Genomic DNA, 13,243 nt, shown 5'->3' with positions numbered 1-13,243 from the left:
CTGTGCCCCTACGTATCAATGACCTGCAAGCTCGCACTACCACCGTAAGGATTAAATTTTGTCAGCATTCCGTTGGGAGATCATTGAGGAATACGCTCCGCTGTTTATGGAGGGTGCCTGGATGACCATCAAATGTACCATCATCTGTGTGATCCTGGGCACCACCTGGGGGCTACTCCTCGGGTTAGGTCGCCTGGCGCAGGCACCGCACGGCATCTGGAAACCGATCCTGCACTATTGCGTACAATGGCCGGTGCGCATCTACATCAGCGCCTTCCGGGGCACACCGCTGTTTGTGCAAATCATGGTGGTCCACTTCGCGCTGGTTCCACTGTTTATCAACCCGCGTGATGGCCTGCTGGTCAGCAACGGCTTGATGAGCGTCGACTTCGCGCGCGCATTGCGCTCCGATTACGGTGCCTTCCTGTCTTGCGTAGTCGCCATCACGTTGAACGCCGGTGCCTATGTCTCGGAGATCTTCCGTGCCGGGATCCAGTCTATCGACCGCGGCCAGATGGAGGCTTCGCGCTCCTTGGGCATGGGCTACGGCAAAACCATGCGTAAGGTGATCCTGCCGCAGGCCTTCCGCCGCATGCTGCCACCGCTCGGCAACAACGCCATCGCCATCGTCAAGGATTCGTCCCTGGCCTCCGCGATTGGTCTGGCGGATCTGGCTTATGCCGCGCGTACCGTTTCCGGCGCGTACGCCACCTACTGGGAGCCCTATCTGACTATTTCAGTGATCTATTGGGTCATCACCTTCCTGCTCTCGCTGATGGTGCAACACATGGAAAAAAGGTTCGGTAAAAGTGATTCGCGTACATAACCTGCAAAAACAATTTGGCGAAGCCCACGTGCTGCGCGGGATCTCCTGCCAGATCGCGCCGAAAGAAGTGGTGTGCATTATCGGCCCCTCCGGCTCCGGTAAAAGTACCTTTCTGCGTTGTATCAACGCGCTGGAGACGCTCTCGGGCGGTGAGATCGACGTCAATGGTTTTGCCATTCATGACCAGAAGACCGATCTGAACAAGATGCGTGAAAGCGTGGGCATGGTATTCCAACGCTTTAACCTGTTCCCGCATATGACGGTGTTGGAAAACATCATCATGGCGCCGATGGGGGTGAAAAAACTGTCCCGCAGCGAGGCCATTGAGCGTGCCGAGGTACTACTGAATAAAGTGGGCCTGCTGGACAAGATCGATGCCTATCCCAGCAGCCTGTCCGGCGGGCAGCAACAGCGTGTCGCCATCGCCCGCGCATTGGCGATGGAACCGCAAATCATGCTGTTTGATGAGCCTACCTCGGCGCTGGATCCAGAGTTGGTCGGTGAAGTGTTGGCGGTGATGAAGGCGCTGGCCCTTGAAGGCATGACGATGGTGGTGGTGACCCATGAAATGGGCTTCGCCCGCGAAGTGGCTGACCGGGTGCTGTTTATCGATCAGGGGATTATTCAGGAAGAGGGCACTCCGGAGCACATCTTCGGTAACCCGACCAATCCGCGCACCCAGGCATTTTTAAGCAAAGTTTTGTAACCTTCGGCACCGCTTTGACATCTGTTGGGCGCGATTTTATCGTGCCCTTTTCATTACCAACCACTGAGAAAGCTGAATACCAGCCAGAATAAGCAGATAACGGTGATACCGGTCAGCAGCAGCGTGAGGAACAAACGCCCGCGCAGCACCACGCTGAAGACGATACCCAGCAGCACGGAGGCCGGCATCAAAGCCAGGAAAAACGGCCAGGTATAGAGAAGGAAAAACAAGGTATTAGAGCCGTAAACCATAAAAGGCACGGTAAACGCCAACCAATAGAAGACAAAGCCGCTGGTGCCGCCCAAAAAGGAGTACGAGGGTTCCTCTTGCTCGAGTTGGCTATCAATCACTAGTGGCGTGGCATTTTGCATAGCGTTCCCTGGTATATTGGCTCGCTCTGCGGCGACTTACTAGAGTAAAAAGCGCGTGGCTGGATCATGCCACGCGCTTTTTGCGAATTCAGGGTTTGATAATAGCCTGACCACGCAGCAGGTCTAACAATTGCGCGGTCAAATTTGTTACCAATTGTTCACCATTAAGCCGGATATCCGGCCGTTCCGGCGCTTCATACACTGAATCGATACCGGTGAAATTACGCAGCTCACCAGCGCGAGCCTTTTTGTACAATCCTTTTGGATCGCGAGCCTCACAAATCGCCAGCGGGGTGTCGACAAACACTTCGATAAACTGCCCCTCGGCCAACATTTCCCGCACCATCTGCCGTTCGGCACGGTGCGGTGAGATAAACGCCGTCAACACCACCAGCCCGGCATCCACCATCAGCTTGGCCACTTCGCCCACCCGGCGGATATTCTCGCGCCGATCGTCGTCAGAGAACCCCAAGTCGCGGCACAGGCCGTGGCGCACATTGTCGCCATCCAGCAGATAGGTGCTGACCCCCAGCTGATGCAGCGCCTGTTCCAGCGCGCCAGCCACGGTCGATTTACCCGAACCAGACAGGCCGGTAAACCATAGCACCACGCCCTGATGGCCGTTCGCGGCTTCGCGCTCCGCACGCGTTACCGCATGCGGGTGCCACACGACATTTTCGTCTTTCGCTAACTCAGCCTCAGCCACGTTAATTCCCCTTCAGCAGGTCACGCGCACCCCAGTGTGGGAAATGCTTGCGTACCAAGGCGTTCAGCTCCAGTTCAAAGGCGCTGAAATTGCCCGCCGCTGCCGGATTATCCTGGTGCAAGGCTTCGCGGATCAACCCTGCGCCAACCGTGACGTTAGTCAAACGATCGATAAAGATCAGGCCGCCGGTATCATGATTCTGTTGATAGCTGTCCAGCACCAGCGGTTCGTCGAAGGTCAGTTCCACCAGCCCGATGCCGTTCAAAGGCAACACATCGGCCTGATGCTGCGCCAGCGAGTTGATCTCCACCTGATGGCGAATGCTCTCAACGCGGGCGCGAGTTTTCTTCCCGGCTATCTTGATGTCGTAGCTTTGGCCCGGCAACAGCGGCTGTTCTGCCATCCATACCACGTCCGCCAAGGCGCTTTGCGTGGCCTGCAGGGTTTCGCTGGCATCCACCAGCAGGTCGCCCCGGCTGATATCGACTTCGTCTTTCAGCACCAGCGTGATCGCTTCACCCGGCCCCGCCTCCTGCAGATCGCCATCAAAGGTCACGATGCGCGCCACGGTGGATTCAACGCCAGACGGCAGCACCTTGATACGCTGGCCCACGCGAACCACGCCGGCAGACAACGTACCAGCATAACCCCGGAAATCGAGATTCGGGCGGTTGACGTATTGCACCGGGAAGCGCAGCGGCTGATGTTCACGCTCGCTGATCACATCCACGCTTTCCAACACTTCCAGCAGCGTCGGGCCGCTGTACCAAGGCATCTGGACGCTCTGGGTAGCCACGTTGTCCCCGTCCAGTGCCGACAACGGGACGAATTTAATCTCCAGGTCGTTGGGCAACTGCTCGGCGAAGGTCAGGTAATCCTGTTTGAACTGTTCAAACACCGCCTGGCTGTAATCCACCAGATCCATTTTGTTCACCGCCACCACCAGGTGGCGAATGCCGAGCAGCGTGGCGATAAAACTGTGGCGACGAGTCTGATCCAGCACGCCCTTGCGCGCATCAATCAGCAGGATCGCCAAGTCGCAGGTCGAGGCACCGGTAGCCATATTGCGGGTGTACTGCTCGTGCCCCGGCGTATCGGCGATGATAAATTTGCGCTTTTCGGTCGAGAAATAGCGGTAGGCCACGTCGATGGTAATGCCCTGCTCACGTTCTGCCTGCAGGCCATCCACCAGCAAGGCCAGATCGAGCTTCTCCCCTTGGGTGCCGATGCGTTTGCTGTCGGTATGCAAGGTTGAGAGCTGATCTTCGTAGATCTGGCGGGTATCGTGCAGCAAGCGGCCGATCAGGGTGCTTTTGCCGTCGTCCACGCTGCCACAAGTCAGGAAGCGCAACAGGCTCTTGTGTTGCTGCGCGTGCAGGTAGGCTTCTACCCCACCCTGTTCGGCGATTTGTTGTGCAATAACGTTGTTCATTCCGGCGGCTCCTTAGAAATACCCTTGGCGCTTTTTCAGCTCCATCGAACCGGACTGATCGCGGTCGATCATGCGGCCCTGACGTTCGCTGGTGGTGGAGACCAGCATTTCCTCGATGATCTCCGGCAGCGTCTGCGCAGAAGAATCCACCGCGCCGGTCAACGGCCAGCAGCCGAGGGTACGGAACCGCACCATACGCTGGCTGATCACTTCACCCGGTTGCAGATCGATACGATCGTCATCCACCATCATCAGCATGCCATCACGTTCCACCACCGGGCGTGGTTTGGCCAGGTAGAGCGGAACGATATCGATCTTCTCCAGGAAGATATATTGCCAGATATCCAGCTCGGTCCAGTTCGACAGCGGGAACACGCGGATGCTCTCGCCCTTGTTGATCTGGCCGTTATAGTTGTGCCACAGCTCCGGGCGCTGGTTTTTCGGATCCCAGCGGTGGAAGCGATCGCGGAAAGAGTAGATACGCTCTTTGGCACGGGATTTCTCCTCATCGCGGCGGGCACCACCGAAGGCGGCGTCAAAACCGTACTTGTTCAGTGCCTGCTTGAGGCCTTCGGTTTTCATGATATCGGTGTGCTTGGCGCTGCCGTGGACAAACGGGTTAATCCCCATCGCCACCCCTTCCGGGTTTTTGTGGATCAGCAGCTCGAAACCGTACTCTTTGGCGGTACGATCGCGGAATTGGTACATTTCGTTGAATTTCCAGCCGGTATCCACATGCAGCAGTGGGAACGGCAGCGTACCCGGATAGAACGCCTTGCGCGCCAGATGCAGCATCACCGAGGAGTCTTTACCGATGGAATAGAGCATCACCGGATTGCCGAATTCGGCGGCCACTTCACGGATGATATGGATGCTCTCCGCCTCCAATTGCCGCAAATGAGTGAGTCGTTTTTGGTCCATAACAGATCCTTTAAGCCAAATTCACGACGGCCGGGCGCGCTGCCACTGCCGTCTGCGATTGATGCCCAAACCAGGCGATTTGATGATGTAACTCCACCACTTCACCGATCACCAGCAGCGCCGGTAACGGGGCCTGCCGAGTTAAGTGTTCCAGCTGTTGCAAGGTGCCAGTCTGCACCTGTTGATCGGCCCGCGTACCCCGGCTGATCACGGCGACTGGCGTATCCGCATCGCGGCCATGGGCGATCAGGTTGCGGCTGATATCCGCCGCCTTCATGGTGCCCATGTAGATCGCCAACGTCTGACGCGCCCGCGCCAGTGCGGGCCAATCCAAGCCGTCGTCATCGTCCCGGCAATGGCCGGTAATAAAGGTCACGCTTTGGGCATGATCGCGATGCGTTAGCGGAATACCGGCATAGGCCGTAGCCCCTGCAGCGGCGGTTACGCCCGGCACCACCTGGAAAGGGATCCCGGCAGCGGCGGCCACCTGTAACTCTTCGCCACCCCGGCCAAAGATAAAGGGATCGCCGCCTTTTAACCGCACTACCCGCTTCCCCTGCTGCGCCAGTTCCACCAGCAGCCGATTGGTCTCTTCCTGGATCACCGAGTGCGCACCGGCGCGTTTGCCCACGCAGATACGTTCGGCGTCGCGACGCACCAAATCCAGCGTCTCTTCGCTCACCAGGTGATCGTAAAGCACCACGTCGGCCTGCTGCATCACCTGCAGCCCGCGTAAGGTCAACAAGCCGACATCGCCCGGGCCTGCCCCGACCAGTGCGATCTCACCTTGCGCCCCCTCATTACCCTGCGCAAAAGCCGTTAAATCCTGTTCCAACTGCTGCTGCGCCTGCTCCGTCTGGCCATTAGCCACCAAAGTCGCGAAACGGCCGTTGAAGGTTTTCTCCCAGAAACGGCGTCTGGCCCCGATGGAAGCCAGCCGTTGCTTCACTTTGCCACGCAACCCTCCAGCCAGTTCCGCCATCTGCCCCAGGCTGGCAGGCAGCAATGCCTCCAGCTTCTCACGTAACATCCGCGCCAATACCGGTGCCTGGCCGCTAGATGACACGGCCACCACCAACGGTGAGCGATCGATAATCGACGGGAAGATAAAGGAGCAGCGCGGTTGGTCATCCACCACGTTAGCCAACACGCGGCGCTTATCCGCTTCGGCATACACCTCGGCGTTCAGCGCGCTATCGTCGGTAGCGGCAATTACCAGAAAGACGTCGTCTAACTGCTGCGGCACAAAGTTCTGCCCCAGCCACTCAACGCGCCCTTGCAGGTGTTGGTGCTCCAGCTCTGCCGAGAGCGCCTGCGCCACGATCCGCACTTGCGCCCCGGCACGTAGCAGGAGGTCGACTTTGCGTGCAGCCACTTCGCCGCCGCCAACCACCAGCACAGGGCGGTGTTTCAGGTCGGCAAATATTGGTAGATAGTCCACAACGGCCTTTTCATATAACAGATTGATAGGGTGACTATACGGCGTGCGATTTGCCCCCTGAAATGACGAAAAGGCATGAGATGTTCTTAAATGGAATAAGGCTGTTGGCAGTGCGCCTAACTCGCTGTACGTAATGAAGTTACAGGTGTGGGCTTGATGTCTCCCCTTCGGTCGAACAGTCGGTGCCACTAAACGTGGATAGCAGAGGTTTAACGGCGCGCACCTCAGACAAAAATAGGACGCGAAGAAATTGTCTTATCGGCGCTGGCGTCCCATACTAACTACCGCAAAAATAATCGGCATCACCGCTGTCAGAGAAGGATTTTTCGGTATGTTTTCCCGCTTGTGCCTGAGAGCAGGGCTGTTGTTAGTCGCTCTCGGCAGTGCTGTAAGCGTTTCGGCCGCTACCAAACCCGTAAAAGAAGCCCCTATGGGCCAGTTCGCCGCTAAACAGATCCGCCATATCGCTACCTACTTCCCCGGCCGCATGGCGGGCAGCCCGGCAGAATTACTGGCCGCAGACTACCTGAAACAACAGTTTACCGAGATGGGCTACCCGGCTGACACCCGCACCTTTGACGCCCGTTATCTTTACACCAACAAAGACACCAGTGAAAACTGGCGCAAGATCAGCGTCACCTCGGTGATTGCCACCAAAAAGGGTGAGCGGCCCCAACAGGTCATCATCATGGCGCACTTCGATACCTATACCCCGCTTAGCGACGATGAGGTAGACAATAACCTCGGTGGCCTGACGCTACAGGGGGTCGATGACAATGCCTCCGGCGTGGGCGTGATGCTGGAGTTGGCCAATAGGCTGAAAAATATCCCCACCACCTATAGCCTGCGCTTTGTGGCCATGAGTGGTGAAGAGCTTAAGTCTGTAGGCGCTAAAAACTACCTTGGCCGTATGACGCCGGAGGAGCGGAAGAACACGCTGCTGGTGATTAACCTCGACAGCCTGATCACCGGCGATCGCCTCTATTTCCATTCTGGGCGTAACACCGAGCCGGAAGTGGTGGTCCGATCCCGCGATCGGGCACTGAGCATCGCCCACCGTTATGGCATTGAAGCGGCCATCAACCCAGGCAGCAAAGGTTTTCCAACCGGCACCGGTTGCTGTTCCGATCAGATCGTCTTCGATAACGCCAAAATTCCGGTGATGGCGGTAGAAGCCACCAACTGGTCGCTGGGGGATCGAGACGGTTACCAGCAGCGTGCTGTCAGCCCCAACTTCCCGCAGGGCATTACTTGGCATCGCCCGCAATACGACAATCTGCAATATCTGGAAACCCACCTGCCAGGGCGGATCGACAAGCGCAGCCGCGACAGCGTACGGATCCTGTTACCGTTGGTAAAAGAATGGGTGCAGGCGCATCCGGCCCCTGAGCCGAAGAAGAAACAGAAGAAATAATTGGACGTAAAATCGAGTACAAATTTTGTACTCACCATCTTGGTTAAGTATACTGAGAGAAACCCGTATTCGAGAAGAAACCAATGAGTACGCACAAAACCTTATCGCAACAAGCGACACGAGAGAGTCTCGGTTCACCTGATAGTTTCAAAGGAGGTGTTTGGGTGACTAAAAATGGAACCGCAGAATTATTCGTCCAAACGGCCTTGGAACGACAAGAGGAATTGGCTGCCTGGGAACAGGAACAGCAAACCCATGCACTGCTAAAACTGGTGCTGAAATCCAAGCAAGAAGTCGCCGAAGGGAAAGTCCTGACTCCTGATGAAGCATTAAAAAGGCTAAGGGCTGCAAGAGGTTAAGGAGTAACCAACCATGTATGAAGTGCGTCTGACCGAAACCGCATTTCAGTGCCTTGCCGATATAGAGTCGTTCAAAACAGCCACTATTGGCTCAGTGGATGCAGGGCACTTTGTAGACCAATTGCTCTTGGAAGCTACTGCCACGTTGCGAGAAGATCCCAAGCGCTATCGTTTTAACGCCACTTTGTCTGATTATGGCTTGGCACTACGAGAACGTCTGGATAAACACGAATACCGGACGCTGTATGAAATCACCGGTCATACCGTCGACATCTTGCTGTTTTTGCATACCCGCCAAGATTTGACCCGCGCCCTCAGACGTCACATGTTATTGAGCTAGAACTTAATTAGTCGGGCCCTCGCAGAACCCGGTTCGTTAACTATGCGCTCATCAACCTTCGTGCAGACCACACTCGCGCTTCAAGCCGAAGAAGCGGGTTTCTTCCTCGCTCATGCCTTCCTCCCATTTACGGGTGGTATGGGTATCGCCCACCGACAGGTAGCCCTGATCCCACAGCGGGTGGTAGCTCAGCCCATGTTCGGTTAAATATTGGTAAATCTGGCGGTTATCCCAGTCGATGATCGGCAGGATCTTAAATACCCCACGCTGCACCGCCAGCACCGGCAGATTGGCACGGCTGCCCGATTGCTCACGGCGCAGGCCAGCAAACCAGGTTTGCGCACCCAGCGTTTCCAGCGCGCGGTTCATCGGCTCAACTTTGTTGATTTGGTTGTACTGCTCAATGCCCTCAACGCCCTGCTCCCACAGCTTGCCGTAGCGTGCTTCTTGCCAGGCCGGTGAATGCTCGGCGCGGAATACCTGTAGGTTCAGGTTCAGTTGGTCGGCCAATTGGTCGATAAACTGGTAGGTTTCCGGGAACAGGTAGCCGGTATCGGTCAGGATCACCGGGATATCCGGCTTGATGCGCGTGACCAGATGCAGACACACCGCCGCCTGAATACCAAAGCTGGAGGAAAGCACAAACTCCCCCGGCAGATGTTCCAGCGCCCAGGCAACCCTCTCCTGTGCCGAAAGCTGTTCCAACTGGCCGTTGACGACCGCCAATGCCAGCGCCTGCCCGGACTTCGGTAGCGCGTTCAGCGCCGCCAGATCCAATTCAGCCATGATGCGATCTCCTGAAAATGATGATGTGGCCCCTCACCCTAACCCTCTCCCACAGGGAGAGGGGACCGAAATGTGCCCTCGTCGGCATATCACTCTACACAGCGACCGAAAGGCCCGGGATAAGGGAGGCTGGCTGCTCCCTAATAACATGCAGCCGCGAAAGTTATTCCCAGAAATCCTGCGCGGGATCCACCACCGGCCGGATAATCCCGGTTCGCACGGTGAAATCGCCAAAACCTTCGCCAGCGGTGCGTTCTGTTGCCCAACGCCCTACCAGTTGGTCGATGGTTTGCAGGATTTCCTCTTCGTTAATATTTTCCCGATACATGCGGGGAATACGCGTCCCTTCACGGTTACCGCCCAGATGCAGGTTGTAACGGCCAATCGCTTTACCCACCAGGCCAATCTCCGCCAGCAGCGCTCGGCCACAGCCGTTCGGGCAGCCGGTGATACGCAGCACCACGTGCTCATCGCCCACGCCATGCCGATGCATGATGTCCTCTACCTTGGTCACAAACTCCGGCAGGAAGCGCTCGGCCTCCGCCATCGCCAGTGGGCAGGTTGGGTAGGACACGCAGGCCATCGAATTCTTGCGCTGCTCGCTGATACCATCGTCGATCAGGCCGTGCTGGCGCGCCAGGGCCTCGATCTTCGCCTTTTCGCTTTCCGGCACACCGGCCACGATCAGGTTCTGGTTGGCTGTCAGACGGAAATCGCCCTGATGGATCTTGGCGATCTCGGCCACGCCGGTTTTCAGCGGACGGCCTGGATAATCCAGCAGGCGACCGTTTTCAATAAACAGCGTCAGGTGCCAGTGATTATCAACCCCTTTGACCCAACCGATGCGATCGCCGCGGCCGGTAAACTCGTACGGACGCACCGGCGCAAAGGTGATGCCAGCCCGTTTTTCTACCTCGGCGCGGAAGGTATCAACCCCCACCCGCTCCAGTGTATATTTGGTTTTGGCGTTCTTACGGTCGGTGCGGTTGCCCCAGTCGCGCTGGGTGGTCACTACTGCTTCAGCAACGGCCAGCGTGTGTTCCAGCGGAATATAGCCAAACTCACTCGCCGTACGCGCATAGGTTTTCTTGTTGCCATGCTCGATAGACAGGCCGCCACCCACCAGCAGGTTAAAGCCCACCAGCTTGCCGTGCTCGGCAATCGCCACAAAGTTCATGTCGTTGGCGTGTAGATCTACATCGTTCTGCGGCGGGATCACTACCGTGGTTTTAAACTTGCGCGGCAGGTATGTAACGCCCAGGATCGGCTCTTCGTCCGTGGTTGCGACTTTTTCTTTATCCAGCCACACTTCGGCATAGGCACGGGTACGCGGCAGCAGGTGCTCGGAGATTTTCTTCGCCCATTCGTACGCTTCCTGATGCAGCTCCGACTCCACAGGGTTCGAGGTGCAAAGTACGTTACGGTTCACGTCGTTAGCCGTCGCCAGCGCATCCAGCCCCAGGCGGTTCAGCAACTGGTGCACCGGTTTCACGTTGCCTTTGACGATGCCATGGAACTGGAACGTCTGCCGGTTGGTGATACGGATGCTGCCGTACAGCGTGCTTTCTGCGGCAAATTTGTCGATCCCCAACCACTGTTGCGGGGAAATAATCCCGCCCGGCAGGCGGCAGCGCAGCATCATGGCGTGGCGCGGCTCGAGTTTTTGTTCGGCACGTTCGGCGCGAATATCGCGATCGTCCTGCTGGTACATGCCGTGGAAACGGATCAGCAAGAAGTTATCGCCGGTAAAGCCGCCGGTCAGACCGTCCTGTAAATCTTCGGCAATGGTTCCGCGCAGGAAGTTACTCTCTTTCTTCAGACGCTCGGCATCGGCCAGTTTGCCTTCAACCACCAGAGGCCCAGGGTGTTTATCACTCATTAGTAAACGTCTCGCTGATAACGGCGCTCAAGGCGCAGCTCGCTTAAGAATTCGTCTGCCAGCTCGGTATCCATACCACCGTGCTCGGCCACCAGTGCTAACAATGTGTTTTCAACGTCTTTCGCCATGCGGTTGGCATCGCCACAGACATAGATGTGCGCGCCCTGCTGGATCCAGTTCCAGATTTCCGCGCCCTGCTCACGCAGCTTGTCCTGCACGTAAACCTTATGCTGTTGATCCCGTGACCAGGCCAGATCGATGCGAGTCAGCAGGCCCTCTTTCACATAACGCTGCCATTCGACCTGGTACAGGAAGTCTTCGGTAAAGTGCGGGTTGCCAAAGAACAGCCAGTTCTTGCCCCCAGCACCTTCGGCTTCACGCTGCTGCATAAAGGCGCGGAACGGAGCGATACCTGTGCCGGGGCCAATCATGATCACCGGAGTTTCCGGATTGGCAGGCAAACGGAAGTTGTCGTTATGTTCGATAAACACCCGCAGTTCGCCTTCTTCTTCCAGACGATCGGCCAGGAAGCTGGAAGCCCCACCGGCACGGCTGCGGCCATCAATGTCGTAACGCACCACGCCAACGGTGATGTGCACTTCGTTTTCATTCTCTGCCTGAGAGGAGGCGATGGAGTACAGGCGCGGCGTCAGCGGGCGCAGCAGGCTGAGTAACTGCTCTGCGTTCAGATCGGCGGGAGCCTGGCGCACCATGTCTACAATCGGGGTGTTATGGGCGTAGTGTTGCAGTTTAGGTTTGTCAGCCAGCAGGCTAATCAGCTGTTCATCCCGCGACAGACCGGCATATTTTTCCACAATCAGCGTGGTGTTCTGCGTCAGTTCAAAGTGGCTGCGCAAAGCTTCACGCAGCGGCAGGGTTTGCCCCTCAACCTCAACCGGTTCGTCACCTTTAAGCCACAGCAGTTGTACCAGTTCATCCACCAGCGCCGGATCGTTGTCAAACCATACGCCCAAGGCATCGCCCGGCTGATAGCGCAGGCCGGAATCGCCTAAATCGATCTCGATATGGCGTACGTCTTTATCGGAAGCGCGGCCAGTGATCTTTTGCTTGGCCGCCAGTTGCGCGGTCAGCGGCTGTTCTTTGCTGTAGGGGCTGCTGTCCAACTGATCGACCGCACCGCTGGCCAATGCCGCCGGAGCGCTGTTTTCCGCTGGTGCTCGAGCCTTCAGGACTTCCACCACCTGCTTACGCCAGGCGATAGCCAGTTCCTGATAATCCACATCAGCATCGATGCGCTCCACCAGGCGCTCGGCACCCAGCTCGGCCAGCTTGCCATCAAAGTCTTTGCCGGACTGGCAGAAATTCTCATAAGAGCTATCCCCCAGGCCAAACACCGCAAAGGCGGTTTCAGTGAGTTTGGGGGCTTTTTTCGAATGCAGGAATTTGTGCAGCGCCACCGCTTCTTCCGCTGGTTCCCCTTCCCCTTGGGTGGAGGCGATCACCACCAGTAGACGCTCCTGGGCGATTTGCTTGAACTTGTAGTCACCGGCATTCACCAGGGTGACGCTCAGCTTCGCCGCCAGCAGATCGTCGCGTAGCTGTTCGGCCAGACGGCGTGCGTTACCGGTCTGGGAAGCAGAAATCAGGGTGATGCTGGCCGCAGGGGCAGCTGCAACCGGTGCTGAAGCCACGCTTCCCGGTTGCTGGTTAACCATGCCCCAGAAATAACCAGATAGCCACGCCAGCTGCGTTGGGGAGTACCCGCCAATGACGGCCTGCAAACTCGCAAGCTGTTCGGGGGTCAGCGGGAGCAAAGATGTTGGAGGAACCTGAGTCGTCATCGCGGTACGGATATCCTATGCTTAGCCAGTGTCAGTCGCTGTAATTGTTGTTGTGTCATGTCCTGAAAAGACCAGGAGAGTTTGTAAGGTTACCGAGCGTCATTGCAACGATTAAATAAGGGATAGCAATAATTAATAACCAAAACGACTAAGCAGTTTTCCTGGTAAGGGATAGTGGCTAAATCGTTAGATGTTTATTTTTAATTAATTGATATTTAATGAGTTAATTTTTAAAAGTTTGAATGAATCGCATTTGAGGT

At 56.7% G+C, this 13,243-nt stretch carries 13 protein-coding genes; 5 read left to right on the top strand and 8 right to left on the bottom strand.

All coding sequences use genetic code 11. The annotated features are described in order from the left end of the window. Positions 1 to 58 precede the first annotated feature (58 nt). Together D9980_RS25080 and D9980_RS25075 are read left to right on the top strand one after the other, a co-directional pair. Positions 59 to 826, top strand: a complete 768-nt coding sequence (locus D9980_RS25080; RefSeq protein ID WP_059199800.1) for an amino acid ABC transporter permease — start codon at positions 59 to 61, stop codon at positions 824 to 826. Further along, the gene (locus tag D9980_RS25075) at positions 810 to 1,532 is read left to right on the top strand and encodes an amino acid ABC transporter ATP-binding protein (RefSeq protein ID WP_024485715.1); all 723 of its coding nucleotides are present in this window, start codon (positions 810 to 812) and stop codon (positions 1,530 to 1,532) included. The genes D9980_RS25080 and D9980_RS25075 overlap by 17 nt, the downstream gene beginning before the upstream one ends. Positions 1,533 to 1,585: 53 nt before the next feature. Here the strand turns inward: D9980_RS25075 and D9980_RS25070 are convergent, their stop codons facing one another. From D9980_RS25070 to cysG, 5 genes are all read right to left on the bottom strand, one after another. Continuing rightward, positions 1,586 to 1,903 carry a DUF3561 family protein gene (locus tag D9980_RS25070; RefSeq protein WP_024485714.1) on the bottom strand — a complete coding sequence of 106 codons (318 nt, stop codon included), beginning with the start codon at positions 1,901 to 1,903 and terminating at the stop codon, positions 1,586 to 1,588. An 88-nt stretch (positions 1,904 to 1,991) separates the two neighbouring features. Further along, a complete protein-coding gene (gene cysC / locus D9980_RS25065) occupies positions 1,992 to 2,609 on the bottom strand; it encodes an adenylyl-sulfate kinase (protein ID WP_024485713.1) in 618 nt (205 codons plus the stop codon). Between the two features lies 1 nt (position 2,610). After that, positions 2,611 to 4,041 carry a sulfate adenylyltransferase subunit CysN gene (cysN, locus tag D9980_RS25060; RefSeq protein WP_121608745.1) on the bottom strand — a complete coding sequence of 477 codons (1,431 nt, stop codon included), beginning with the start codon at positions 4,039 to 4,041 and terminating at the stop codon, positions 2,611 to 2,613. Positions 4,042 to 4,053: 12 nt separating this feature from the next. Continuing rightward, the gene (gene cysD / locus D9980_RS25055) at positions 4,054 to 4,962 is read right to left on the bottom strand and encodes a sulfate adenylyltransferase subunit CysD (RefSeq protein WP_024485711.1); all 909 of its coding nucleotides are present in this window, start codon (positions 4,960 to 4,962) and stop codon (positions 4,054 to 4,056) included. 10 nt (positions 4,963 to 4,972) lie between these two features. Beyond that, positions 4,973 to 6,403, bottom strand: a complete 1,431-nt coding sequence (gene cysG, locus D9980_RS25050) for a siroheme synthase CysG (protein ID WP_121608744.1) — start codon at positions 6,401 to 6,403, stop codon at positions 4,973 to 4,975. Positions 6,404 to 6,734: 331 nt separating this feature from the next. Between cysG and D9980_RS25045 the strand changes: the two genes are divergently transcribed. The 3 genes from D9980_RS25045 (at position 6,735) to D9980_RS25035 (ending at position 8,516) form a co-directional block, all read left to right on the top strand. Continuing rightward, positions 6,735 to 7,817 carry an aminopeptidase gene (locus D9980_RS25045; RefSeq protein ID WP_024485709.1) on the top strand — a complete coding sequence of 361 codons (1,083 nt, stop codon included), beginning with the start codon at positions 6,735 to 6,737 and terminating at the stop codon, positions 7,815 to 7,817. A gap of 83 nt (positions 7,818 to 7,900) precedes the next feature. Then, the gene (locus tag D9980_RS25040; RefSeq protein WP_024485708.1) at positions 7,901 to 8,176 is read left to right on the top strand and encodes a hypothetical protein; all 276 of its coding nucleotides are present in this window, start codon (positions 7,901 to 7,903) and stop codon (positions 8,174 to 8,176) included. Between the two features lie 13 nt (positions 8,177 to 8,189). Next, the gene (locus tag D9980_RS25035; protein ID WP_121608743.1) at positions 8,190 to 8,516 is read left to right on the top strand and encodes a type II toxin-antitoxin system RelE/ParE family toxin; all 327 of its coding nucleotides are present in this window, start codon (positions 8,190 to 8,192) and stop codon (positions 8,514 to 8,516) included. A gap of 51 nt (positions 8,517 to 8,567) precedes the next feature. Here D9980_RS25035 and cysH read toward each other — a convergent pair whose 3' ends face one another. The 3 genes from cysH to cysJ form a co-directional block, all read right to left on the bottom strand. Further along, positions 8,568 to 9,302, bottom strand: coding sequence for a phosphoadenosine phosphosulfate reductase (gene cysH / locus D9980_RS25030; protein ID WP_024485706.1), 735 nt, complete (start codon positions 9,300 to 9,302; stop codon positions 8,568 to 8,570). A gap of 163 nt (positions 9,303 to 9,465) precedes the next feature. Beyond that, the gene (gene cysI / locus D9980_RS25025; RefSeq protein WP_121608742.1) at positions 9,466 to 11,181 is read right to left on the bottom strand and encodes an assimilatory sulfite reductase (NADPH) hemoprotein subunit; all 1,716 of its coding nucleotides are present in this window, start codon (positions 11,179 to 11,181) and stop codon (positions 9,466 to 9,468) included. Next, positions 11,181 to 12,983: an NADPH-dependent assimilatory sulfite reductase flavoprotein subunit gene (gene cysJ, locus D9980_RS25020; RefSeq protein ID WP_121608741.1), complete on the bottom strand. Its 1,803-nt coding sequence runs from the start codon at positions 12,981 to 12,983 to the stop codon at positions 11,181 to 11,183. The genes cysI and cysJ overlap by 1 nt, the downstream gene beginning before the upstream one ends. Between the last annotated feature and the right edge of the window lie 260 nt (positions 12,984 to 13,243).

The organism is Serratia sp. 3ACOL1 (genome assembly GCF_003668775.1).
Classification (GTDB): Bacteria; Pseudomonadota; Gammaproteobacteria; order Enterobacterales; family Enterobacteriaceae; genus Chania; species Chania fonticola.
This window is presented reverse-complemented; position numbering and strand designations above follow the sequence as displayed.

Excerpts from the sequence above, each read along its gene's own strand:
- cysD (WP_024485711.1), bottom strand. The coding sequence starts at position 4,962 with ATGGACCAAAAACGACTCACTCATTTGCGGCAATTGGAGGCGGAGAGC.
- D9980_RS25040 (WP_024485708.1), top strand. The coding sequence starts at position 7,901 with ATGAGTACGCACAAAACCTTATCGCAACAAGCGACACGAGAGAGTCTC.
- D9980_RS25070 (WP_024485714.1), bottom strand. The coding sequence starts at position 1,903 with ATGCAAAATGCCACGCCACTAGTGATTGATAGCCAACTCGAGCAAGAG.
- D9980_RS25045 (WP_024485709.1), top strand. The coding sequence starts at position 6,735 with ATGTTTTCCCGCTTGTGCCTGAGAGCAGGGCTGTTGTTAGTCGCTCTC.
- D9980_RS25035 (WP_121608743.1), top strand. The coding sequence starts at position 8,190 with ATGTATGAAGTGCGTCTGACCGAAACCGCATTTCAGTGCCTTGCCGAT.
- cysI (WP_121608742.1), bottom strand. The coding sequence starts at position 11,181 with ATGAGTGATAAACACCCTGGGCCTCTGGTGGTTGAAGGCAAACTGGCC.
- cysJ (WP_121608741.1), bottom strand. The coding sequence starts at position 12,983 with ATGACGACTCAGGTTCCTCCAACATCTTTGCTCCCGCTGACCCCCGAA.
- cysH (WP_024485706.1), bottom strand. The coding sequence starts at position 9,302 with ATGGCTGAATTGGATCTGGCGGCGCTGAACGCGCTACCGAAGTCCGGG.
- cysN (WP_121608745.1), bottom strand. The coding sequence starts at position 4,041 with ATGAACAACGTTATTGCACAACAAATCGCCGAACAGGGTGGGGTAGAA.